The sequence below is a fragment of the Arenimonas sp. genome, assembly GCF_035312645.1.
Classification (GTDB): Bacteria; Pseudomonadota; Gammaproteobacteria; order Xanthomonadales; family Xanthomonadaceae; genus Arenimonas.
Genome location: NZ_DATGBO010000065.1, coordinates 1 through 21,963 on the forward strand (window position 1 = coordinate 1; position 21,963 = coordinate 21,963).

Consider the following 21,963-nt stretch of genomic DNA (forward strand, 5'->3'; position numbering starts at 1 on the left):
GGCGCTGGCAATGATTTGCGTCGTGTAGGAGCGATGGCAATCGCGACCGAATGTGCTGCGGCGACATCAACTAGTCGCGATTGCCATCGCTCCTACGACATCGGTGTTTTCACAAATTCCGCCGCGGTGAAATCAGCAGGCTGCCGAACAATATGCCTGCGACCAGTGCGATCAAGGCCATGATCACCGCGAAGGCGGTGTCCAGGCCGGACATCACGTCGCGCGCGAACACGAAATTCAGACTGCGGAAACCGAGGCTGCCCGGCACCAGCAGGATGATGCCGGGCACGCGGATCAGCGCGCCGGGGCGATTCCAGTAGCGGCCATAGGCATTCGATACCGCGGTCACCACCATGCCGGCGAAAAACACGCCGGTCGGCAGCGTGTTGTTCTGCGCACCGGGGAAAGTCGCCGCGAATTTCGTCGCGATATAGCCCAGCCAGACCGAAGCCATCACCAGCAGCACGTCGCGGCGCGCGGCCTTGAACAGCACCGCGAACGCGAACGAACCGGCGAGCAGGGTCAGCCACGGCATCCAGGTCGGCAACACGGTCGAGGCTTCGTTCGACAACGGCTGCCAGCCGAACAATCCGACCACGTGCGAACCGGCGACGGCGCCGAAGGTCAGCTTCAGCAACACGGTCAACGCACCGGCAAAACGCGCGGTGCCCGACACCAGCTGCTGGCTGGTCAACTCCGAGACCGCATTGGTGAGCGTGAGGCCGGGCATCAACACGATCAGCGCGGCGATGATCACGCCCTGCAAGGACAGCGGCGCGATGAAACTCGCCACCGCGCTCGCCGCGATCGTCGCGATGAAGCCGGCGAGGGCTTCATGGGCATCGGCCCAGCGCGGTCGCGTTTCGCTGTAGATGGTCAGCGCGCCGATCATCGCGCCGAGCAAGGCGGCGGTGATCAGATCGGCCCAGCCCGTACGCGACAGCAAACCGGCGACCGATGCGGACGCCAGACCGAAACTGAAAACCGCCAGCGGCTTGGCATAGGCGCGCGCCGGACGATCCAGCGCGCGCATCGCCTGCAGGCCTTCGCGGATATGCAGACGACCGGACACCACATCCTCGGCGATCGCATCCGCCGCCGCGAGGCGACCGAGATTGGTGTCGCCGGGCTCGAGCCGGATGATCTGGGTGATCTTGTGCGGCGCGCCGCGTTCGATGTCGGCGAAACTCATCAGCATGCCGGTCGGGTTCGACCAGATCTCGGCTTCGACCTCCAGGCGGCGCGCGACCTGCGCCATCGCGCCCTCGATGCGCTGCGCAGAGGTGCCATAGATGTGCAGCCGGCGCGCCAGCTCGATCAGGAAATCAATGCGCGTCAGATACGGCGCGCGGGCATCGTTGTCGATCGCGGTCATGACAAAAGGATGGCATGAAACGGGCCGCGGCCGGACAATGCCGCGGGGATTTTCCAGGGGCGGGACTTGGGCAAGGGCTTTGGCGAACTGTGCTCGATCCTCAGTGCCCTGGCCTGGGCGATCGGCGTGATGCTGTATCGGCAACTCGGCGCGCGCCTGCCGCCGCTGCAGCTGAACTTCCTCAAGAACGCCATGGTGCTGCTGATGCTGCTGCCGGCGATTCCGCTGTTGCATGGCCTGACGCTGCCGGCCTTCACCGCGATGCAGATCTTCGCCGCGGTCAGCAGTGGCCTGCTCGGCATCGGCATCGCCGACACCTTGTACTTCCGCGCACTCAACGAACTCGGCGCCGGCCGCATGGGCGTGATCGGCAACAGCTACAGCCCGTTCGTGATCGTGCTCAGTTTCATCTTTCTCGGCGAGCGCCTGCAGCCGCTGCAGATCGCCGGGTTCGTGCTGGTCAGCCTCGGCGTGTGGCTGGCCGCCTGGCCACGCCCGGGCCAGGCGCCGCGTCCCGCCCATGCCGTGCGCGGTTTCGCGCTGGCGCTGCTGGCGATCGTGTTGATGGCGATCTCGATCGTGCTGGTCAAGCGCGTGCTGGAAGCGCAGCCGCTGCTGTGGGTGACCGGGCTGCGCATGCTCGGCGCGCTCGCCGGCATGGTGGTGATCGCGATGCTGCGCGGCGAAACCGCGCTGCTGACGCCGCCGACCGTCGGCATGCCCTGGCGCAAGCTCGCGCTCGCGGCGTTCGTCGGACAGTTCCTCGCGATGGTGCTGTGGCTGGCCGGCTTCAAATACATCCAGGCCTCGATCGCCGCCATCCTCGGCGAAACCGCATCGGTGTTCATCCTCGTGCTGGCCTGGTTCTGGCTGCGCGAACCCTTGGGCCGCCGTGCCGTGGTCGGGGTGGGGCTGACCCTGAGCGGCGTTTCGGTCATGCTCTGGGCTCGATGAGCCAAGCCCCCGCCATTGCCCCGAGCCAGAGCGACCCGGACATCCTGCGCGCGACCGGCGACTGGACTCTGGTCAACGCCGACACGATCCTGGCGCTGATCGAGCGCGCACCAGATCGCGCCAAAGACATCGACGGTCGCGACATCGCCCGCCTCGATTCCACCGGCGCGATGCTGCTGTCGCGCTACGCGGTGAAGGTCGGGCTCGGCCTGGCCACGGTCGATGTCAAACCCGTGCACTTGAAAATGGTCGAGTCGGTGCGGCTGATCTGCGAAGCGCCGCCGCGCGACAAACGCCGCGACCACGGCTTCCGGCAGATGCTCGAACGCCTCGGCTACTCGGTCGAGGACTACTACAACGAGATCAAGGCGCTGATCGGTTTCGGCGGCTTGACGCTGGAAACGGCATTCGCGACGCTGCTGCGGCCCTCGCGCATCCGCTGGACCGCGACCATCTATCACATGGAATCGGTCGGCCTCGATGCCGTGCCGCTGGTGCTGCTGCTGAGTTTCATGGTCGGCTGCGTGGTGTCCTTCCTCGGCGCGACCGTGCTGCGCGATTTCGGCGCCGAGGTGTTCGTCGTCGAACTGGTCAGCATTTCCTTCCTGCGCGAATTCGGCGTGCTGCTGACCGCGATCCTGCTCGCCGGCCGCACCGCCAGCGCCTTCACCGCGCAGATCGGCGCGATGCAGAGCGGCGAAGAAATCGACGCCATCCGCACGCTGGGCCTGAACCCGATCGAGTTGCTGGTGCTGCCGCGGCTGTTCGCATTGGTGATCATGCTGCCGCTGCTGACCTTCCTGGCGATGATCTCCGGTCTCGCCGGCGGCCTGGTGGTCGGCTCGGCGAGCCTCGGCATCTCGCCGGAAATGTTCTACACGCGCCTGCACGAAACCGTCGAGATCCGGCATTTCTGGGTCGGCCTGTCGAAGGCGCCGCTGTTCGCGATCATCATCGCGCTGATCGGTTGCCTCGAAGGTTTCCAGACCCAGGGCACCGCGCAATCGGTGGGCGAACGCACGACCTCGAGCGTGGTGCAGACGATTTCGCTGGTGATCCTGGTCGACGCATTCGCGGCGCTGTTCTTCATGCAGATGGATTGGTGAGCGCATGAACGATACGTCGCCGCTCCCGCAGGACTCGTCGCTGGCGATTCGCGTGCGCGGCCTGGGCAATTCCTTCGGCGATCAGGTGGTGCACGAAAATCTCGATCTCGACGTGCGCCCCGGCGAGATCGTCGGCGTGGTCGGCGGTTCGGGCACGGGCAAATCCGTGCTGATGCGCGCGATCCTCAATCTGCGCACGCCGCAGGCCGGCACGATCGAAGTGCTCGGCGTCAACGCACTGACCGAGGACAAGGCCGCGCGTCTGAAGGTCGAGCGCAACACTGGCGTGCTGTATCAGAACGGCGCGCTGTTCTCGTCGCTGACGGTGCGCGAGAACGTCGAGGTGCCGCTCAAGGAACATTACCCGCACCTGCCGGCCGATCTCGTGCACGACCTGGCCATCCTCAAGATCCGCCTGTCCGGCCTCGGCGACGAAGCGGCGGCCAAATATCCCTCGCAACTTTCCGGCGGCATGCGCAAACGCGCCGGCATCGCGCGGGCGCTGGCGTTGGATCCGGCGTTGCTGTTTCTCGACGAGCCCACCGCCGGCCTCGATCCGATCGGCGCGGCCGCGTTCGACGATCTGATCCGTACCTTGCAACAGGCGTTGGGTTTGACCGTGTTCCTGATCACGCACGATCTCGACACGCTCTACACCATCTGCGATCGCGTGGCGGTGCTAGCCGACCGCCGCGTGCTGATCAACGCACCCCTGGCCGAGGTCGAGAAATTCGATCACCCCTGGGTGCAGGAATATTTCCACGGCCCGCGTGGCCGCGCTGCACAAGCCGCCACAGGCAAGAAGGATTGACCATGGAAACGCGCGCGCACCATGTCCTGATCGGATTGTTCACGATCTTCGTTTTCATCCTCGCGATCCTGTTCGCATTGTGGGCCGCGAACTGGGCCTCCAACCGCAGTTGGGACACCTATCAAGTGGTGTTCAAGGAAGCGGTGACCGGCCTGGGCACCGGTGGCATTGTGCAATACAACGGCATCAGCGTCGGCGAAGTGCAGAACCTCACGCTCGATCCCGATGATCCGCGTCGCGTGATCGCGCTGATCCGCCTGCGCGCCGGCACGCCGGTGAAGATCGACACCAAAGCCAAGCTCGCTTTCATCGGACTCACCGGCGTCGCGCAGATCCAGCTCAGCGGCGGCCTGCCAGAAAGTCCGCGGCTGCTGCCGAAACCGGGGCAGCGTTATCCGGTGATCGAAACCCAGCCGTCGGCACTGCAGAACGTCGCCGAAGCCGCCAGCGATATCGTCGAACGCGTGCGCCTGATTCTCAGCGACCAGAACATCGCGCGCCTCAGCGGCGCGCTCGACGACCTGCACCAGCTCACCACCACGCTGTCGGGCGAGAAGCAGGACATCGCCGTGCTGCTGAAAAATCTTCGCGATGCCAGCGGCCAGCTCAATCAGGTGCTGGGCAAGGCCAACGGCAGTCTCGACACACTCGACAGCAAGGTCATCAACGAGCTGCCGCCGATCATGACCAAGCTCGACCGCACACTCACCGCACTGGAATCGGCGAGCAAGAATGCCGATTCCATCCTCGGCGGCAATCGCGAGGCGATCGCCAGCTTCAGCCAGAATGGTCTTACCCAGGTCGGCCCGACGCTCACCGATCTGCGCAGCCTGATCCGCGACCTGCGCCGCGTCGCCACCAAGCTCGACAACAATCCCGGCGGCTACATCACCGGCCGCACCCGTCCGGAGGAGTTCGATAAAAAATGAAACGTCCCCTGATCGTCGCCCTGATCGCGCTGCCGCTGCTGCTGGTCGGCTGCTCCACCATCATCGGCAAACGCGAGCCGGTGAAAGTGTTCGTGCCGCAGCTCACGCGCGGCACGCATGACGACTGGCCGCGCGTGGATTGGTCGCTGACCGTGCCGCGCCCGAACACGAGCCAGTCGCTGGATTCCGAACGTATCAGCGTGCGTCCCGACGCGACTTACACGCAGGTCTACAAGGGCGCGATCTGGTCCGACAGCGTGCCCGATCTCGTGCAGAGCGCGCTGCTGCACAAACTCGAGGACTCCGGAAAAATTCTCGCCGTCTCGCGGCCCGGCAACGGCATCCGCGGCGAATACCAGCTGGCCACGGAATTGCGCAGCTTCGAGTCGATCTACCACCAGGCCGGCGCACCGGAAGCGACCATCGAGATCGAAGCCAAGCTCATTCATGGCGACGATGCCCGCGTGGTCGCCGCGCGCAACTTCCGTTCGACGCAGCTGGCCACCAGCGAGGATGTCAGCGCTGTCGTTGCCGCGTTCTCGCAGGCGCTCGATCGCAGTTCCGATGACATCGCGGCGTGGGCTCTGGTCAGTGGGCAGGGAGATGCGGGGAAGAAGTGACGGCCCCGCCAGCGCCCCACCCCGCCGTTGCGCATAACTAAAGCGAGCACTTTCATGGCCCCCTGGTTCTGGTATGCCGTCGTCGCCGCGATTCTTTACGGCGCACATCAAATTTTCACGCGTCTGGCCTCCGACCATATCGGCGATGGTCTGGGTGGCTTCGTGGTCGAGGGCACGGCGGCGCTGACCATTCTTTTGTATCTCGGCTTTCTCTGGTTCAGTGGTCGCTGGGAACAGAAATTTTCCCTGATCGGATTCAACTACTCCGCGCTGACCGGCATTTGCGTCGGCGCGGGCACGGTCGCGTTTTTCCTGCTGTTCCAACGCGGCGGGCCGTTGTCGGCGGTGCCGGTCATTCTCGCGGGCGGTGCGGCGATCATGGCAGTCGCGGGCATCGTGTTCTTCAACGAGGCGATGTCCTGGCAACGCATGCTCGGCGTGGTCCTCGCCATCGCCGGATTGTTTCTGCTGCGCCGATAGGGGATGACCGCATCGAGGCCGTGATGGCATCCCCGTGCGGGCATCACCATGCAATCACTCTGTTCCACCTTCCAGCCAACGAGACCACTCGATGAAAACCCCGCTGATTCTTCTACCGTTCGCCGTCGCCCTCACGCTCGCTGGCTGCAGTTCGAAGCCATTGACGGCGGTCGAATGCAACACGCTGACCGGCATCGAAATCGGCGTCGCGACGGAAGGGATGACCAGCGAGAGCGCCGAGAGCTTCAAGGAATTCGCCGAACACGCCGCCGAGACCGGCACCGCGAAATGCGTCGCCGGGCAGACCTACAATCGCGACGATTACGAATGCCTGACCGCCGCGAACAGCAAGCCGGAGAAGATGCAGTGCCTGGCCAAGGCGACGGCGCATATCAAAAGGTGACCTAGGAGCGGGCATGACCATGGCTGCCTCAGCAGAAACTATTCCCACGGTCTTGTGCCTGCGTTGACCAGAGGCACGGTGGCGCCGCAACCGGATCAAGTCGCGGCTCCGCCCACAACCGCAAGCCGGCGATCACTCGCCGCAGTCAGCCACCGCTGAGATGATTTCACCGAGCTCCAGCAGGCGCAGATCGCTGCCGGGCGCGCCGACCAGTTGCAGGCCCTGCCCGCCGGACAGCGGCAGGCTCAGCGCCGGGCAGCCGGCGAGGCTCGCGAGCGCGCATAGGTCAGCGAGATTGGACGGCTCCGGCGCGCCGGCTGGCGGCGGCGCCATCGGCACGGTCGGCAGTAGCAGCACATCGAATTGTTCGAACAATCGCCGCACCTGCACCACATAGGCATCGAGGCGACGATCGGCGCGCGCGAAATCCACGGCCGACTTTCCTTCCGCGAACGCCAGCAAGCCGCGCAATCTTTCCGATGCCGATTGCATCGCTTCGCCATGCGCGGCGAGGATTTCCGCTTCCATCAACAACAGCGCCGCGCGTCGGGTCGCGGCGATATCCATCGGCGCGATGTCGAGCGCGACCGGCTGCGTGCTGCCGAACACCGGTGCGACGCAGGCCATCGCCGTGCTGAACCTTTCCACCACTTCCGGCGACACGCCCAGCGCGGCGAGATCGGCGACCACGCCGGCGCGCAATTCCCCCGGCGCCCAGTCCGGCGGCGCCAGCGGCACGCGACGCTTGCGCGAACGTGGATCGCCGGCATCGTAACCGGCGAGCACCGGCAGCAGCAGCGCGATGTCCTGCACGCAATGCGCGATCACACCGGGGCAGTCGAGCCGGCGTAAACCGGCAGCGAGGCCACGGCAACTCAATTCGCCGAAGGTCGGCTTGTGTCCGACCAGGCCCATGAAAGCCGCAGGAATGCGGATCGATCCGAGCGTGTCGGAACCGAGCGCGATGATCGCGTGACCCGCCGCCACCGCTGCCGCCGAACCCGCGGATGAGCCACCTGCAGCGCGGCCGGTATTCACCGGATTGCCGACATCGCCGTGATGAACGTTGCGACCGATCGTGCCGAACGCGCCTTCGTCGAGGTTGGTCTTGCCCAGCAACACCGCACCGGCGCCGCGCAGACGTTTGACCACGTGCGCATCTTCGCGCGCCGCGGCGTGATGTCCGGGCAGGCCAAGACTCGTGGGCAGGCCAGCGACATCGATGTTGTCCTTGATCGCCACGGGCACGCCGTCGAGGCGACCCAGCGGCTTGCCGGCGGCGCGGCGTTCGTCGGAAGCGCGTGCGGCACTGAGCGCGCCGGCATCGTCGACCCAGGTCCAGGCATTGAGCGCATGATCGCGGGCAATCGCTGCCAGGCAGGCGCCGGTCAGCGCTTCGCTGCTGATCTCGCCCCTGGCCAATGCGTGCAGGACGCGATACAGCGGCGCGCGGCGCAGGCGGTCGGCGATGGCGTCGCTGTCGGTCATGGCGGGCACAGTGTCGAAACCCCGAGTGTCGTCGATTGCCGCGCCCCCGGCAAACCCGGACAATTCGCCGCATCGGCGTACGGAGCAAGGCAATGAGCGAACGGGATGTCATGGAATACGACGTGGTTACCGTTGGCGCCGGCCCGGCCGGCCTGGCCTTCGCGATCCGCCTCAAACAGCTCAAGCCGGAGATGAGCGTCTGCGTGATCGAGAAGGCATCGACCATCGGCGCGCATATCCTGTCCGGCGCGGTGATCGAGCCGCAGCCACTCGATGAACTGCTGCCCGATTGGCGCAAGAATCCACCGCCGATCTGCGTGCCCGCCGGCAAGGACGAATTCTGGATCCTGTCGAAAACTGGCGGCTTCAAACTGCCGATCGTGCCGCCGCAGATGAACAACCACGGCAACTTCATCGTCTCGCTGGGCGCGATGTGCGCCTGGCTGGCGCCGCAGGCGGAAGCGCTGGGCGTGGAAATCTACCCGGGCTTTGCCGCCGCAGAAGTATTGTTCGACGAACACGACGCGGTCGCCGGCGTGCGCATCGGCGACATGGGCGTGGCGAAAGATGGCACGCACAAACCCGGCTACACGCAGGGCATCGACATCAAGGCCAAGCTCACCGTGCTCGGTGAGGGCGCGCGCGGCCATCTGACCAAGCAGCTGGTCAGCAAATATCATCTCGACCTGCATAGCGACCCGCAGAGTTATTCGATCGGCATCAAGGAGCTGTGGCAGGTCAAACCCGGCGTCTGCGAACCCGGAAAGATCGTGCACACGATGGGCTGGCCGGCGGATCCGAAAACCTATGGCGGCTCCTTCCTGTATCACCTGGACAAGGATCGCATCGCGCTCGGTTACGTCAGCGGACTCGACTACAAGGATCCGAATTACCAGCCGTACGAAGCCTTCCAGCAGTGGAAAAACCATCCCAGCGTGAAGGCGCTGCTCGAAGGCGGCACGATTCTTTCCGCTGGCGCGCGGGCGATCGTCACCGGCGGTTACCAGTCATTGCCGAAACTCGAGATGCCCGGCGCGCTGTTGATCGGCGACGCCGCCGGCCTGCTCAACGTGCCCAAGATCAAGGGCACGCACCAGGCGATGCGCTCGGGAATGATGGCCGCCGAACACGTCGCGGAATTCGGAAGATCCGAAGGCTGGGACGCGCAGCTGCGCGGCTCGGTGGTGATGCGCGAACTGAAGAAAGTCCGCAACTTCAAACCCGGCTTCAAGAAGGGCCGCGTGTTCGGGCTTGTCAATTCTGGTTGGGAAACGCTGACGATGGGCCTGTCACCGTGGACGATGGCGGTGACACCGGATTATTCGGCGACGCAGAAACTCGACGTCGCGGAAAAACCCAAGCGCGATTACGTCGAACGCACGCTGCCACCACGCGACCGTCTCGCCGGCGTCTACTACGCTGCGACCGAACACGACGAAGACCAGCCGATCCACCTGCACGTTTCCGACACCGACATCTGCATCACCACCTGCGCGAGCGAATTCGGCAATCCCTGCACGCGCTTCTGCCCCGCCGGTGTTTACGAAATCGTCAAGGACGAGTCCGGCCCGCGCCTGCAGATCAACGCCGCCAACTGCGTGCACTGCAAGACCTGCGACATCAAGGACCCGTACCAGATCATCAATTGGGTCACGCCTGAAGGTGGCGCGGGGCCGAATTATCTGAACCTTTAGACACGAGCCGCTTCGTAGGAGCGATGACAATCGCGACACGACGCCCGGTGGCAGACGCCTGTCGCGATTGCCATCGCTCCTACATAGCGGATTGATTCGCACGCTTGCCCAACTCGGCAATCGCCGCAGGAATTTCACTCGCTGCATCAATCTGCCGCAGGCGCGGGTTGTCGGTGGCGAAATGCGTATCGGCTTCGTGCGCCCAGGTCACGTGGTAGGGCATGTACACGCCCCAGCCGCCGAGTTCGACCACGGGCTGGATGTCGGAGCGCAGCGAGTTGCCGACCATGAGGAACTGCGCTGGCTGGATGGCGAATTCGCCGAGCACGCGCCGATAGGTCGGCTCGTTTTTTTCCGACACGATCTCGATGCGCTGGAACAGGTCGGCCAATGCCGAACGCGCGACTTTCGCTTCCTGATGAAACAGATCGCCCTTGGTGATGAGCACGATGCGGTAGTCGCGCGCGATAGCAGCGACGGCTTCGGCGATACCGGGCAGCAACTCGACCGGATGCGCCAGCACTTCCTTGCCCAGCTCCAGCAGGCGGTGCAGGTCGCGGGTGCTGATGCGCTCGTCGGTCAGCGCGATCGCGGTTTCGATCATCGACAAGGTCATGCTTTTCGCGCCGTAGCCGAACACCTGCAGGTTGCGGCGCTCGGTGGCGAGCAGGCGGTCGTGTACGTTCGCATCGGCGAGGTCGACGTAGGCGCCGAGGATGCGCTCGAACTCGGCATGCACGGTCTGGTAGTAGCCCTCGCTATGCCAGAGCGTGTCGTCGCCGTCGAAACCGATGAGTTCGATCACTTCTTTCCCCGCGATCCGGTCGTGGCCAGCTAGCCTACCCGAGCGCTGCCGTATCGGAAACAAAAAACAGGCCGGGAAGTCCCGGCCTGTTTGTCATTGCGAAGCTGATTCGAACAGTTGCCGATCAGTCGTGATCGTGGCCACGGCGGCCGTTGTCGTGATCATCGTCGCGGTCATGGTCGCGATCGTGACCGCGGTGACGGCCATTGTCGTGATGGCGATGGTCGCGATCCCAGCGATCGTCATGACCGTAGTACGGCTGCGGGCGATAGTTGCTGGCGTAGTACGGCGCCGGCACGTAAACCACGCGACGCGGTTCGGCGTAACGGTAGTACTGGCGGTGACCCCAGCGGTCCTGCTCGACATAGACCGGGCTGCGGTCGCCGCGGTAATACGGATGGCCGGAGACATAAAGCACGTCGCCAAGATTGACCGAGATGCGGACGCGGGTCTGGGCCTGGGCTGCGGGAGCCATTGCAGCGGTGGCGAGCACTGCAGCCAGGGAAACGGCGAGCAAATGGGAAGTGCGCATCGTGTAGCTCCTCGTGTTGGACACGGGGCGAGACTGGCCTTTCGGCGATGAATCGGTTTTGAACGCGATGACGACTGCGGGCGATGGTGCAGCCCGCAGTCAGTTTGGCGATGGCTCGCTCACATCGCGAGCACTCTTGCCATCATGGAAAATGCGAGCGGCTGTCGAACTCAGCGCGTGCGCTGGCCCGGCACACTCACGGCATTGATGCCCATCGGCTTGCTGCCCGGCGGATGCGCGAAATTCACTTTCGCCAGCACTACGCCTGCCGGCAAGGCCGCTGCAGGCAGCGCCGGCATCGCAGCGTCGCCGAGACCGTCGATGAATTTGCAGGATGGCTTCTTGCTGCAGAACGTCACCGGCACCAGCTGCAGCGCCGGCATCGCATGGCCGTCGACGACATCGGTGGCGTAATGCCACTGCGGCAACACATCACGCACCGCGTTGCGGAATTTCGCTTCCATGCCGTGACCGACGGTCGAGATATCCGTGCGCAGCATCTGCACTTTTTCCGGATCGATGCTGCCATCGGCGGCGATGTCGAGCTGCACGAGGATGCGCGCGCTGAGGTCGTAGCGCAGCGCCGTCGACGGATACAGCGGAGCCACCGCCTCCTTCGCCGCCGCACCGGTATCGGCATCTTTCAGACGCAGGCGGAAACTGCCGTCGGCCTGTTTGTCGAACACCACCGTCATCGTCAGCGTGGTCTCGCTCGCGACCGCCTTGCCGTTGACCGTGGCGGGAGTGAAGGCAAGCTTGCCGGCCATCTCACGCACCGCCTGCAGGATCGCAGGCGAGATATCGGCAGCGGCATCATCTTTGGCAGGAAGGATGGCGTGGCCAGAGGCATCGACCGTGATCCGGTATTGCACGACCTTCTCGATTGCGGGCGTATCGGCCTGCGCGGAGTTCACCGCCAGCAACGCCGTCACCAGCAGCCCGCCTAAAATCATCTTGTTCATGACCTCTCCCGAAAAAAATCGCGCGAATGCGCCGCCCCGCCGCGCCCCTCCGGCAACGGCAATGGGCGAGCTTAATCGCGACCGGGAAGAATCGGAACATGACCATGGTCATGGCTGTGGACTTGATCATCCCGTACCGCAGCGTCGGGTTGCCGGTCAGTGTGATCGTCGCGGGACTTTCGGCGGCGGCTGTTACGGCTCGTCCGGATCCCGGCATTGGTTCTCGACCCAGCGGTCGAGACGCGCCAGCTGATCCTGGCGCATTTCCAGAAAATCCTTGTCGTGGTCGCGGATCGCATCGGCGAACTCATGTGCGAGACGACACGGACCTTTGGGATAGATCGGTGCTTCCGATGTTTCCCGCGCCGGCTTTGCCGGCGGCGGCGGCGCGGGTGGCGCGGGTGGTGGTGGCGGTCGGTCGACAGGCGTGGTGCCGGCGAGCACCGACAGCGCGTGCGCGTCCTGCGCCTCTTTTTGTTGCCGTGCTTCCAACTGGCTCGCCTGGGTTGGCGTCAGGCCGGGATCGGGCGTCGAGTCGCGCTTCCAGACCTGCGTCGAACCTTTGGGACAGGGCGAAGACTGGATCGTGTCCAAGCCACTCGCAGCGGTGCATTTGTACAAGGTCGAAGCATCGGCATCGACGGCAGCGCCGAGCAACAGCGACCCCAACAGAAAAATGCGTACGGGATTCATGGCCAAGCCTCACCTGCCGCAAATGCGCGGATCTTGTTCGGGACTATAGAGCAGACTCGCGCGGCCGTGCGCGATGCTGCCGTGCATGCACCGGCAGCACGAGCGACAAAACCCTCAGCCCGATATCGCGGCTGCTGTTGCTGGATCGCGCAACGGCCGCGGCAGAGGATAGCTGCGACCCGCGCGCAAAGGCCGGAAGCAGGGCTGGTCGCGATAGAACGCCGCATCCTGGCGCGCGTGATGCCAGCCGGGAATGCCCGACACCGGCAACGGTCGCAATGCCTGCGGATCGCGCAGCACGTCGCCGGCGATAATCGCATCGGCGGTGCATCGATCAATGTCATCGGCATCATCGCGATCCGCGACAAACACCAGCGTCTTCGTCACCAGCAGCATCTGCGGATGCAGGGCGTGCTCCATCACCGCGTGCCCGAACACCGACAACGATATCCGTCCATCGGACCAGGCACTGCGCTCGCGCAGGAACAAGGCGGTCCAGTCATGCGCATCCCAGAGCGGCAGCAGGGCCGGGTCGCGCAGGACCACCATCGCGCCGGCTTCGTCGAATTGCGTCCAGGCATCCTGCGCCCGCGTGCGCTGCCGGGAACCGGTGCGCTGCAGAGTCTGCGCCTGGCAGGCATTCAACGCCGATTTCGTCGCCGGGAAGATTTTCCAGATCAGCGCGTTGAACAGGTCGTGCCAGTTGCACACACGCGTTGCGATCACGCCGTCGCGGAAGATGCGTTCTTCGTAATGCAGACCGTCGTCGATGATGTCTTCCTGCGCGCGCAGCGACAACGACGATCCAGTAACCGAATGCCGCAGTGGCTGCAGGCGGGCATCGAGCATCGCGACCTCGGGCCAGTCGCGCGAACACAACAGATCACGCTGCCCGTGCAGATCCGCGAACAGCGGATGCGCGAACACATCGGCAGGCACGGCATCGCGGCTGGGCGGCAGAAATCGCATGCACGGATCTTATCGCGGCATCGCGATCATGCTCGCTGCCAGACAGCGAGCTTCACCAGCGCGTCCAGCAGCCACAGCAGCAGGACGCTCGCCCCGAGCAAGGGCATGAACACGCACAGACCGAGCGCAACACCCTTGAGCCAGCGTGGCATCCGCGTCAGCTGCGGCGGTGGCGCCGACAAAACCTTGCCCGGTCGCCGCCGATACCAGCCGATCAATCCGGTGACGACCAGCCACAGCAACGCGGCAACCACGACGGTATTGAAGATGCGATTGGCCGTGCCGAAAAACGTGCCCTCGTGCAGATCGACGCCGGTGGCGACGAGTTTGGGAATCGCCGGATAGTCGTTCCAGCCGACGCGCGCGAGCACCTCGCCGTGGAAACGGTCGATCTGCAGCGTGCGTTCGTCGGCCGCGCGCGCAGTCTTCATCGTCACCTGGATCGGCGCGTCGCCGGAACGGAGACGAATTTCCAGATCGCCATCCAGACCTTCGCGACGCGCGGTATCGAGGATGTCCTGCAAGGCGATCGGCGCCATCGCCATGCCATCGGGCATCGCCATGTGCATCGCGGCGTGATCGATGCCCAGCGCTGCCGGCACGCCCTGTCCGGTCAGGCGCTGGATCGGCTTGAGCAGATGATTTCCCCAGAAATCTGTCCACGGAAGTGCGGTGAACAGGAAGGAGAGAAAGATCAGCGAGAACCAGAAACCGATCACCGCGTGGATGTCTTTCCAGAAAATCCGTGCACCCGCGCGCAGCCGCGGATACAACACGCCTGCGAGGCCCTGACGCGAACGCGGCCACCACAAATACAGGCCGGTCAGCACCATCACGATGCACCAGCCGTCGCCGAGTTCGAGCAGCCACGAACCCGGCTTGCCCAGCGGCCAGCCACCATGCAGTTCGCGCGTCAGGCCCGGCAGCCAGGTGTTGGCGGAAACGCTGCCGAGAAATTTCCCGGTATGCGGATCGACGAAGGCAGCACTGTGCAGGCCGTTGCTCTCATCGAACACCCATTGCGTGCTTCGGCGTGGGTCGGCCTTGACGATGAGCGTCGCCGGCATCGCGGCGCCGATGTTTTGCCGGATAACGGTCAGTTGTTGATCGAGACTCGCGTTTGCCGCACGTGCTTCGACGAGGCGCAGCTGCGGCCACAGCGCATCGGCGAGATCCTCATGCCACAGGTAGATCACGCCGGTGATGCCCTGCCAGACAATGAAGGGAATCACCAGGAACGCGGCGTAGAAATGCCAGCGCCACAGGCGTCGGTATTGCTGCGTCGCGGGCGGATTTTCCGAGGTCACGGAAGCGTTCGCGTTCATGGCGTGTCCTCGCCGTAGCGCAGCTCAAGAAAAATCGTGCGGCGCGGATAGGGATGGAAAACGAAATAGTTCTTGTCGGTGAGGTTGTCCACGCCCAGGCCCAGCGTCATGCCCGCAGCCAAGGTGCGCACGACCTTGGCATCGAACACGGTGAACGTTGACGTGCCGCCGAATACCTGCGGATCGATGTCGGTGTTGTCGAGGTTGTTCCATTGCCGGCCGGAATAACGTCCGGCAAGACTGAAGCGCCAGGCGTCATCGGGTTTATAGCTGAGCACCGCCGACGCCCGCGTCGCCGGAATGCGCGGCGCGCGCTTGCCTTCGCTGGCCGGGAAATTCGCGTTGGACAGAATGCGCGAACGATTGAACGCCAAGCTCGCCGACAGACTCAACCCGTTGACGCCAATGTCCCGCCAATCGCCGACGAATTCGATGCCGCGATTGCGCAAGCGGCCGATGTTCTGGATGTTGGTCACGCTGGGCGTCACCGACAGATTGGTCTGCGTGAAAAGACTGTCGCGGATATCGTCCTCGAACAGGCTGATGCGCACGCTGCCGTGATCGAGCTGCGCTTGAAGTGCGAGTTCCTTGGAGTAACTTGTCTCGGGGCGCAGATTCGGGTCGGCGTTGACGATGGCGTTGCCCGCCACCGCACCCTGGAACAATTCCGAAACGGTGGGGAAGCGCACTGCCTTGCCAAGATTGGCGCGCAGCGTCCAGATTTCGCCGAAATCATGATGCAGCCCAAGCTTCGGCGACCAGGCGCTAATCCGGCGCACTGGGTAGTTCACCGGCGTATTGCTGCCGCCGCCGCGCACACCGTCGAACGCGCTCCAGCGCTCGTAGCGCGCACCCGTGTCCAGAGTCCAGGTCGGCGCGAACTGCCAGTCGTCCTGCAGGTAGATCGCTTCCGTGCGTGCCTTGCCGGCGAATACGCCGCTGCGCGCACCGAGGACATCGCCACGCCAATCCGGCGTTGCGTAAACCTGTTGCGCGAGCACGTAGCGATCGGCATGCACGCCGGTGCGCAGGCGATGCGCGCCAAGATGGCCATCGAGCTTGATATCGAAAGTATTCCAGCCGGTGCCGTCGCCGAACGAAACGCTGCCGGCGCCACCGATGTCCGCGAGTGGAGGACGCATCGTCGCGCTGGCGAGACGATTTTCCGCGACTCGGTAGTCGGAAGCGATCGCCTGCAACGCCCAGTCCGCGCTCAACTGCCAGGTCAACGACAACGCGCTCTGCCAATGTCGCTCCGAACCCGTCTGCGGCGCGAACGTCGCGTCCGCAATGCGGATGCCGCGCCCATCGGGCAGTCGCCAGTTGCCGCCATACACCGTGGCGCCGGCAGCATCGTGCAGAAAACTCACAGCGCGGCGTTGATAATCGTTCTGCCAGTAGCCGAGCACGAATTCGAGCGTCGCGGCATCGCTGACATCGACACCGAGTTTGAACTTGGCATTGACTTGTTTCGTGTCCTCGATACCGGTCGGACCGAGAATCACGCGCGCTGCGCCTTGCGGATCGAGGTCGCTGATCGCGCCGGTCAGCAGCGGCAAGCTGCCGACGCCGCTGCTGACGAATGAGCCCGGCGTGGCGTATTGCATCGGCTGCGAGGTGGTGTCGAGACGGCTGGCGGCGACGAACCAGCGCCAGCGTTCGCGACTTTCGCCGAGACTGGCGTTGACGCGCTCGCCACTGTAATCGCCCTTGAATCCGTAAGCGTCGGCGAATGCCTGCGTGAACAACTGCGCATCGGCGGTGGCAGTGAGAGCGCGCGGATAGCGCGTGGTGATCTGCAGCGTCGTACCCATCGAATTGCCCGGCAACTCGGCCGAAAACGGCCCGTACAACACATCCATGCCCTGGATTTCCGACGGACTGACCATGCCCCAGCGCGGCGGATTGAAACTCGCGCCGAGCAGGTCGCTGATCAGCAGGCCGTCGACATAGACCAGCGCACGCGAGCCGGTGGTGGTGCCATTGCTGCGACCACCGATCAGCGCGTTGCGGTCGCCGATGTAGCGCGAGCGCACGGTCAGGTTGGGCGCATAACGCAGCAGGTCTTCGCTGCCGACGACATTGCTCTGGGCAATGCGCTCGCGACCGATGCTGACGCTGGAGCCGTCGTGGTCAACATGGCGCAGCCGCTGCTCGCGACGCTCGACGGCATCGGCATGGACTTCCACCGCGGCGATGGTTTTCGGTTTTTTGTCGCGGCCGGCATCGGCCGTGTCGGTATTGGCATGTGCGGCCATCGGCAGCAATGCGAGCGCGGCGAGCAGACGCAACGGACGCGCCGTCGCGATGAAGAAAAAAGACATGTTGACTCCGAACAGCACGACCGCACGGCGCTTGGCCGCACGGATCAGGAAGGGTGCTTGCTATTCAGAAGGCGAGTGGCGGGCCGCGGGAACCGAGGCCGCTGGGATACGGCGATGATCGCCGTGGTGCAACGAAAAAAACCTGCGCGATATCGGCACGCAGACGCGGCAGCAAAAGCACGGCGAGGACGAACAGCGTCGCCAGTGCATTGAGCAGCGGGCAGTAGGCGCAGTCATCGCCCATCGCAGCTGAGGGCTTGGGAATGCCGGCGCCATCGCCACCCGGCAACTTCACCCACTTCAGGCCGGCAAGCGTGCACATCTCGGCCCAGACGCCATTGCCGCCGTGCTGGTCGGGCGCGCGCAGACGGCTGATCGTCGGCGCCAGCGCCAGCAACGCCATGGCCAGCAAGGCCAGGACGGTCATGGTGCGGAGGAAGGACGGGGCGCGCATGGGGGCGGAATTTTACCCCAAGGCCTCCGTCGCGGTGGCGTTTCCGGACCACAGCAAACGGGTTTTTCGCCTGACCGGACCGCGCGGTGGCATATTTACGCGGCCCGCCGCCCACCCCTGGAGAACGACGCCATGTCCCCCGCCTTCAAGCCCCTGCTACCGCTTGCCCTCGCCAGCCTGCTCTCGACTTTCGCCGCGCCGGCGACCGCCGCCGACGTGACCTACACGCTGGACCCCAGCCATACCCAGGTGCAATTCAATTGGGCGCATATGGGTTATTCGCATCCCGGCGGCGACTTCGACACGATCAGCGGCAGCCTCAAATGGAACGCCGCCGATATCAGCAAGTCCTCGGTGAAGGTCAACATCGCCGTCGACAGCATCCACACCCGGGTGGCGGCGCTGGATGAGGAATTGCGCGGCGACAAGTTTTTCGACACGGCGAAATTTCCGACGATCACCTTCACCAGTACCAAGGTCGAGCGCGGCGCCAAGGCTGGCCGCTTCAAGGTAACCGGTGACCTGAGCCTGCACGGCGTGACCAAGCCGGTGGTGCTCGATGTCACGCTCAACCAGCAGGGCATCTATCCGATGCTCAAGCTGCCGGCGCTGGGCTTCGACGCCAGCACGCATATCAAACGTTCCGATTTCGGCCTCGGCTACGGTGTGCCGATGGTCGGCGACGATGTGCAGGTGCGCATCACCGTCGAGGCCATGGAAGCCGAAGGCTACGCAAAAGCGATGAAGGAAATGGCCAAATAGTTAATCGTAGGAGCCAGCTTGCTGGCGACCGACGCGTAGGAGCCAGCTCGCTGGCGACAAGGTGCCCACGAGCAGCTGTCGCCAGCAAGCTGGCTCCTACCAAGACCAAGCTGGCTCCTACGAATCGGGCTCAGATAATTCCGGGCAGCAACGCGTAACTGCGCTGCCGGTATTCGTCGTAGCGGCTGCCAAAGAACTCGCCCAGCCAAGTCTCTTCCAGGCGCAGCTTGCGCCAGAACGACGCGAAGACGATCGCCACTGCGATCAGCCCGCGCCAGTCACCGACCATCACCGCATTGCCGAAGAACGCGACCAGCAACCCGGTGTAGATCGGATGGCGCACGAGCCGGTAAGGGCCGTGCTCGATCAGTTCGTGATCGACCTTGAGCTGCACCACGCTGCTCCAGTTGCGACCCAGCACGTACCGCGCCCAGCAGGCGATCAGCACGCCCGCCCAGACGATGCCCAAACCGATCGCCTCGACCCAGCGGCCGTGCGGCACGAAACGTTCGCGCAACCAGCTGTGGCCAAACCATTCGCCGGGCCCGAGCAGCAGCACCGCGACGAACAAGGGCAGCCAGTACATCAGCAGACGCCGCCAGGCCGGTTCGTTGCGGCTGGACGATTTGGCCGTCCGCGCGCTCCAGACCCAGTAAGCGATCAGGGTCAGCCAGGCGGCCCGCAGGCCAAGTTCGAATTCGGGGTGCATCGCAGTCTCCAGTGGATGAGTGCGCCCAGTCTGCGTCGACACATCGCGCCAGGCCGCGTCGGCGGTGACGGAGTGCGGGTCATCGGGGACGAGTGGCGGAACCCGGGGACGGATTCGCCGGTGTTCCGCCAGGAAATTTCAATCGCTCATCCGCTTTCCGCACAGAGGCGGTCGAGCCGCCAGTCGCGACGATCGCGCAACTGCAATTGCCGGTACCGCTGTTGCAGGCGCGCATCTTCGTCCGGCGGGACGCGGTAGCGCTCCGGTGCCTGCGCGACCTCAGGGCAGAATTCCCGCAGCCGCCGCCGCATCGCCGGGGCCAGCAGGCCGTCATAGGCATTGGGATTGAGCGCCTCGTCCCAGTAGGCGTTGACGAAATCGTTCCATTCGAACTGCCGTTGCTGGATCCAGTGGCCGTCCTGCCAGCGCAGCAGCGCCAGCTTGCCCGGCACGACATCGTCCTCGAACAGGCTGCGGTAGAAACGATAGCCCTCGTAGTTCGCGACCAGGTCGGCATTGGAATAGACACCGGTCATCGGCGCGCCGAAGATCGCCCGTTCGGTGAAAGCCGAATGCGCTGCGGCCCGGCCCTCGTCGTGCAGGCGTCGCCAGCGCCGCCAGAACTTCCGCCCCTGCGAAAAGAAATGACCAAGCTTGTCGGTGCCGATCAGGTTTCCATCCAGAAGAAAGCTCGGGCCGATGCCGAACAAACCGCTGATGCGGCTGTCGTGCAGCGGTACATCACGATAAATCGAATGCCAGCGCGGCGTCGGCAGCTTCTGCACTTCCGGCGAATCCATCGCCCAGCGCTCGATATGGTCGACCCAGTAGTAACCGCCGAGGCGATGGAACACCGCCGCGACGATGCGCTCCTCGCGCGGCTCGCTGCCATGCTCGATCAATACCTCGCGCAGCGCCGCGTTGACCTCGCGATCGAGCGCGGGCGCGGCGTCGACCAGCGGCGCCAGACGATGCGTGTAAGGATCGGTTTCGTAAGCGCAGGCGTTGCCGAGCACGAGCCCGCAGGCCAGGCCTAGCCACAGCGCTGGCCAGCGACGCATCGTGCCGCCTCAGTCGTTGCCGCCGAAACGCCAGGTGCCATTCAACAGCAGTGTCTCGCGACCACCGCCGCCGGCTTCCAGCGAGATGTCGAAATCGCGATCGAAGCTGTAGCGCGCGCCTAGCGTGGCGTTCCACTTGTTGCGCTCGCCGAGCTCGACATCGAACGGCACAGGCCCAATGAAGGGCAGTGCGATCGTGCCCTGATGGCGCTCATTGGTCTTGATGTAAAGCCCACCGGTCCAGACCTGCCAGTTGCCACGGACCAGACCGATGCGCGGTTGCCAGGTGGTCGAAGTGACCGAGGAATCGAAATCGCCGCTCAGGCTGGTGTTGACCCGCACACCAGTGAGCGAGGTGAACCACTTTTCGTTTCCGTAGGCCAGCGTCATGCCGCCGCCGTAGGCCTGCCCCTGATAGTTGACCGGCAACACACCCAACGATGCCGGCAGCCCGGGGAAGGTGATCGCGGAAAGATCGACCTTGGTCTCGGCGTTGATATGGCCGTACACCGCGAAGACGTTGAGGAACGGAAATACCCAGACATCGAACTTGACGTCTTCCTCGTGCATGCGGTTCTTGACGCCGACCAGGCTGGGCGGCACCGGCGGTGCCCCCGGGAAAACGAATTGCAGGGACTTGATCTCATAGTCCTGGTGCGCGCCGAAATAATCCACGCCGATGCCGTAGGGCCGCGGCAGCTGATGGCCCGCAGCCATGTCCTTGCCGAGCGGAAAAACGCTGTCGGCATGCGCAGCGGATGCGCCCGCCAATGCCAGTACCAAGATCAGTCCACGCTTCATGAGTCACCCCTGGATGTGTGATCGGTCGATGCTGCACTCCTGGCTCCCATCGCTGCCGCGCAAAGTGCGCGCGGCGCGCCCAGGACAGGCCGACTCTAATCGCATCCGCCGCCGGCGAAAAGGGCGACCGCGTCAGGCCGGCGGATCGGCCGGCTTGTGCGGCGCCGATTCGATCCGGGCGAGAAAGCGCCGACGCTCGGCCTCGATGACCTTGCGCATCATCATGATGTGCTGCGCGTAGTTCGACAGCTCCTTCTCTTCATCGCTGATCGGCACGAATGCCGGCACCGCGACCGGCTTGCGCTGCTCGTCCAGCGCCACGAACACCATCAGGCAATGCGTGGTGCGCTCGTACTGATTGCCGGTGGTGTCGCGCGCCGACACCTGCACGGCGACATGCAGGCTGGTGGTGCCGGTGTAGACCACCTGCGCGCGCACTTCCACCAGTTGCCCGATCCGGATCGGCCGCTCGAACTGGATGCCGCCGACATAGATGGTGACGCAATACGTGCCGGCCCAGCCGGCGGCGCAGGCGAAGCCGGCTTGATCGATCCACTTCATCACCGCGCCGCCGTGCACCTGGCCGCCGAAATTGACATCGGTCGGCTCGGCGAGGAAACGGAAAGTGATTTCGCGCTGGCTGCCGGTCATGGGGATCTCCGAGGTCTGGATGTCGCAGTCAACGCATCGATGCTGCGTGCGAGTC

The 21,963-nt window shown here is 64.5% G+C and carries 23 protein-coding genes; 9 read left to right on the forward strand and 14 right to left on the reverse strand.

The genetic code is table 11. The annotated features are described in order from the left end of the window. Positions 1–109 precede the first annotated feature (109 nt). On the reverse strand, positions 110–1,375 hold the full coding sequence (locus VKM35_RS05980) for a threonine/serine ThrE exporter family protein (protein WP_324319382.1): 1,266 nt from the start codon (positions 1,373–1,375) through the stop codon (positions 110–112). A 66-nt stretch (positions 1,376–1,441) separates the two neighbouring features. Here VKM35_RS05980 and VKM35_RS05985 point away from each other — a divergent pair, with 66 nt between their 5' ends. From VKM35_RS05985 to VKM35_RS06015, 7 genes are all read left to right on the forward strand, one after another. Next, on the forward strand, positions 1,442–2,329 hold the full coding sequence (locus tag VKM35_RS05985; protein ID WP_324319384.1) for a DMT family transporter: 888 nt from the start codon (positions 1,442–1,444) through the stop codon (positions 2,327–2,329). After that, complete coding sequence (locus VKM35_RS05990) at positions 2,326–3,435, forward strand: ABC transporter permease (RefSeq protein WP_324319386.1); 1,110 nt, start codon at positions 2,326–2,328, stop codon at positions 3,433–3,435. Before VKM35_RS05985 ends, VKM35_RS05990 begins: the two co-directional genes overlap by 4 nt. Before the next feature lie 4 nt (positions 3,436–3,439). After that, complete coding sequence (locus VKM35_RS05995) at positions 3,440–4,246, forward strand: ABC transporter ATP-binding protein (RefSeq protein ID WP_324319388.1); 807 nt, start codon at positions 3,440–3,442, stop codon at positions 4,244–4,246. 2 nt (positions 4,247–4,248) lie between these two features. After that, entirely contained in the window at positions 4,249–5,175 is a 927-nt protein-coding gene (locus tag VKM35_RS06000; protein WP_324319390.1) for an MlaD family protein, read from the forward strand. Further along, the gene (locus VKM35_RS06005; protein ID WP_324319392.1) at positions 5,172–5,795 is read left to right on the forward strand and encodes an ABC-type transport auxiliary lipoprotein family protein; all 624 of its coding nucleotides are present in this window, start codon (positions 5,172–5,174) and stop codon (positions 5,793–5,795) included. The genes VKM35_RS06000 and VKM35_RS06005 overlap by 4 nt, the downstream gene beginning before the upstream one ends. A gap of 54 nt (positions 5,796–5,849) precedes the next feature. Beyond that, positions 5,850–6,275: an EamA family transporter gene (locus VKM35_RS06010; RefSeq protein ID WP_324319394.1), complete on the forward strand. Its 426-nt coding sequence runs from the start codon at positions 5,850–5,852 to the stop codon at positions 6,273–6,275. A 91-nt stretch (positions 6,276–6,366) separates the two neighbouring features. Further along, positions 6,367–6,678 (forward strand): hypothetical protein, encoded by a 312-nt coding sequence (locus VKM35_RS06015; protein WP_324319396.1) that lies wholly within the window; start codon positions 6,367–6,369, stop codon positions 6,676–6,678. 132 nt (positions 6,679–6,810) lie between these two features. Here the strand turns inward: VKM35_RS06015 and VKM35_RS06020 are convergent, their stop codons facing one another. Then, positions 6,811–8,166, reverse strand: coding sequence for an amidase (locus VKM35_RS06020; protein WP_324319398.1), 1,356 nt, complete (start codon positions 8,164–8,166; stop codon positions 6,811–6,813). A 92-nt stretch (positions 8,167–8,258) separates the two neighbouring features. Here VKM35_RS06020 and VKM35_RS06025 point away from each other — a divergent pair, with 92 nt between their 5' ends. Next, positions 8,259–9,860 carry an electron transfer flavoprotein-ubiquinone oxidoreductase gene (locus VKM35_RS06025; RefSeq protein ID WP_324319399.1) on the forward strand — a complete coding sequence of 534 codons (1,602 nt, stop codon included), beginning with the start codon at positions 8,259–8,261 and terminating at the stop codon, positions 9,858–9,860. A 79-nt stretch (positions 9,861–9,939) separates the two neighbouring features. Here VKM35_RS06025 and VKM35_RS06030 read toward each other — a convergent pair whose 3' ends face one another. The 8 genes from VKM35_RS06030 to VKM35_RS06065 all read right to left on the reverse strand — a co-directional run bounded on the left by VKM35_RS06030 (position 9,940) and on the right by VKM35_RS06065 (position 17,924). Continuing rightward, positions 9,940–10,665 carry an HAD family hydrolase gene (locus VKM35_RS06030; RefSeq protein ID WP_324319402.1) on the reverse strand — a complete coding sequence of 242 codons (726 nt, stop codon included), beginning with the start codon at positions 10,663–10,665 and terminating at the stop codon, positions 9,940–9,942. A gap of 124 nt (positions 10,666–10,789) precedes the next feature. After that, entirely contained in the window at positions 10,790–11,197 is a 408-nt protein-coding gene (locus VKM35_RS06035; RefSeq protein ID WP_324319404.1) for a hypothetical protein, read from the reverse strand. 170 nt (positions 11,198–11,367) lie between these two features. Next, a complete protein-coding gene (locus tag VKM35_RS06040; protein WP_324319406.1) occupies positions 11,368–12,159 on the reverse strand; it encodes a hypothetical protein in 792 nt (263 codons plus the stop codon). A gap of 192 nt (positions 12,160–12,351) precedes the next feature. Continuing rightward, entirely contained in the window at positions 12,352–12,852 is a 501-nt protein-coding gene (locus tag VKM35_RS06045; RefSeq protein ID WP_324319407.1) for a hypothetical protein, read from the reverse strand. A 114-nt stretch (positions 12,853–12,966) separates the two neighbouring features. Beyond that, a complete protein-coding gene (locus VKM35_RS06050; RefSeq protein ID WP_324319409.1) occupies positions 12,967–13,821 on the reverse strand; it encodes a DUF3025 domain-containing protein in 855 nt (284 codons plus the stop codon). A gap of 26 nt (positions 13,822–13,847) precedes the next feature. Continuing rightward, a complete protein-coding gene (locus tag VKM35_RS06055; RefSeq protein WP_324319411.1) occupies positions 13,848–15,146 on the reverse strand; it encodes a PepSY domain-containing protein in 1,299 nt (432 codons plus the stop codon). Then, positions 15,143–17,470 (reverse strand): TonB-dependent receptor, encoded by a 2,328-nt coding sequence (locus tag VKM35_RS06060; protein WP_324319414.1) that lies wholly within the window; start codon positions 17,468–17,470, stop codon positions 15,143–15,145. The genes VKM35_RS06055 and VKM35_RS06060 overlap by 4 nt, the downstream gene beginning before the upstream one ends. 64 nt (positions 17,471–17,534) lie before the next feature. Continuing rightward, complete coding sequence (locus tag VKM35_RS06065; RefSeq protein ID WP_324319416.1) at positions 17,535–17,924, reverse strand: DUF2946 domain-containing protein; 390 nt, start codon at positions 17,922–17,924, stop codon at positions 17,535–17,537. A gap of 132 nt (positions 17,925–18,056) precedes the next feature. Here VKM35_RS06065 and VKM35_RS06070 point away from each other — a divergent pair, with 132 nt between their 5' ends. Next, positions 18,057–18,686, forward strand: a complete 630-nt coding sequence (locus VKM35_RS06070; RefSeq protein ID WP_324319418.1) for a YceI family protein — start codon at positions 18,057–18,059, stop codon at positions 18,684–18,686. 130 nt (positions 18,687–18,816) lie between these two features. Here the strand turns inward: VKM35_RS06070 and VKM35_RS06075 are convergent, their stop codons facing one another. The 4 genes from VKM35_RS06075 to VKM35_RS06090 all read right to left on the reverse strand — a co-directional run bounded on the left by VKM35_RS06075 (position 18,817) and on the right by VKM35_RS06090 (position 21,908). Beyond that, on the reverse strand, positions 18,817–19,395 hold the full coding sequence (locus VKM35_RS06075) for an isoprenylcysteine carboxylmethyltransferase family protein (protein WP_324319420.1): 579 nt from the start codon (positions 19,393–19,395) through the stop codon (positions 18,817–18,819). Between the two features lie 146 nt (positions 19,396–19,541). Then, positions 19,542–20,456 carry a hypothetical protein gene (locus tag VKM35_RS06080; RefSeq protein WP_324319422.1) on the reverse strand — a complete coding sequence of 305 codons (915 nt, stop codon included), beginning with the start codon at positions 20,454–20,456 and terminating at the stop codon, positions 19,542–19,544. A 9-nt stretch (positions 20,457–20,465) separates the two neighbouring features. After that, positions 20,466–21,257: a hypothetical protein gene (locus VKM35_RS06085; RefSeq protein ID WP_324319424.1), complete on the reverse strand. Its 792-nt coding sequence runs from the start codon at positions 21,255–21,257 to the stop codon at positions 20,466–20,468. Between the two features lie 132 nt (positions 21,258–21,389). Continuing rightward, on the reverse strand, positions 21,390–21,908 hold the full coding sequence (locus VKM35_RS06090) for an acyl-CoA thioesterase (protein ID WP_324319426.1): 519 nt from the start codon (positions 21,906–21,908) through the stop codon (positions 21,390–21,392). Positions 21,909–21,963: the final 55 nt, after the last annotated feature.

Bases quoted from the DNA above. Each gene is read 5' to 3' on its own strand.
- VKM35_RS05980 (WP_324319382.1), bottom strand. From the start codon at position 1,375: ATGACCGCGATCGACAACGATGCCCGCGCGCCGTATCTGACGCGCATT.
- VKM35_RS06085 (WP_324319424.1), bottom strand. From the start codon at position 21,257: ATGAAGCGTGGACTGATCTTGGTACTGGCATTGGCGGGCGCATCCGCT.
- VKM35_RS05990 (WP_324319386.1), top strand. From the start codon at position 2,326: ATGAGCCAAGCCCCCGCCATTGCCCCGAGCCAGAGCGACCCGGACATC.
- VKM35_RS06015 (WP_324319396.1), top strand. From the start codon at position 6,367: ATGAAAACCCCGCTGATTCTTCTACCGTTCGCCGTCGCCCTCACGCTC.
- VKM35_RS06070 (WP_324319418.1), top strand. From the start codon at position 18,057: ATGTCCCCCGCCTTCAAGCCCCTGCTACCGCTTGCCCTCGCCAGCCTG.
- VKM35_RS06005 (WP_324319392.1), top strand. From the start codon at position 5,172: ATGAAACGTCCCCTGATCGTCGCCCTGATCGCGCTGCCGCTGCTGCTG.
- VKM35_RS06065 (WP_324319416.1), bottom strand. From the start codon at position 17,924: ATGCGCGCCCCGTCCTTCCTCCGCACCATGACCGTCCTGGCCTTGCTG.
- VKM35_RS06035 (WP_324319404.1), bottom strand. From the start codon at position 11,197: ATGCGCACTTCCCATTTGCTCGCCGTTTCCCTGGCTGCAGTGCTCGCC.
- VKM35_RS06000 (WP_324319390.1), top strand. From the start codon at position 4,249: ATGGAAACGCGCGCGCACCATGTCCTGATCGGATTGTTCACGATCTTC.
- VKM35_RS06040 (WP_324319406.1), bottom strand. From the start codon at position 12,159: ATGAACAAGATGATTTTAGGCGGGCTGCTGGTGACGGCGTTGCTGGCG.
- VKM35_RS06045 (WP_324319407.1), bottom strand. From the start codon at position 12,852: ATGAATCCCGTACGCATTTTTCTGTTGGGGTCGCTGTTGCTCGGCGCT.
- VKM35_RS06060 (WP_324319414.1), bottom strand. From the start codon at position 17,470: ATGTCTTTTTTCTTCATCGCGACGGCGCGTCCGTTGCGTCTGCTCGCC.
- VKM35_RS06080 (WP_324319422.1), bottom strand. From the start codon at position 20,456: ATGCGTCGCTGGCCAGCGCTGTGGCTAGGCCTGGCCTGCGGGCTCGTG.
- VKM35_RS06075 (WP_324319420.1), bottom strand. From the start codon at position 19,395: ATGCACCCCGAATTCGAACTTGGCCTGCGGGCCGCCTGGCTGACCCTG.
- VKM35_RS06050 (WP_324319409.1), bottom strand. From the start codon at position 13,821: ATGCGATTTCTGCCGCCCAGCCGCGATGCCGTGCCTGCCGATGTGTTC.
- VKM35_RS06090 (WP_324319426.1), bottom strand. From the start codon at position 21,908: ATGACCGGCAGCCAGCGCGAAATCACTTTCCGTTTCCTCGCCGAGCCG.
- VKM35_RS05995 (WP_324319388.1), top strand. From the start codon at position 3,440: ATGAACGATACGTCGCCGCTCCCGCAGGACTCGTCGCTGGCGATTCGC.
- VKM35_RS06020 (WP_324319398.1), bottom strand. From the start codon at position 8,166: ATGACCGACAGCGACGCCATCGCCGACCGCCTGCGCCGCGCGCCGCTG.
- VKM35_RS06010 (WP_324319394.1), top strand. From the start codon at position 5,850: ATGGCCCCCTGGTTCTGGTATGCCGTCGTCGCCGCGATTCTTTACGGC.
- VKM35_RS06055 (WP_324319411.1), bottom strand. From the start codon at position 15,146: ATGAACGCGAACGCTTCCGTGACCTCGGAAAATCCGCCCGCGACGCAG.
- VKM35_RS06025 (WP_324319399.1), top strand. From the start codon at position 8,259: ATGAGCGAACGGGATGTCATGGAATACGACGTGGTTACCGTTGGCGCC.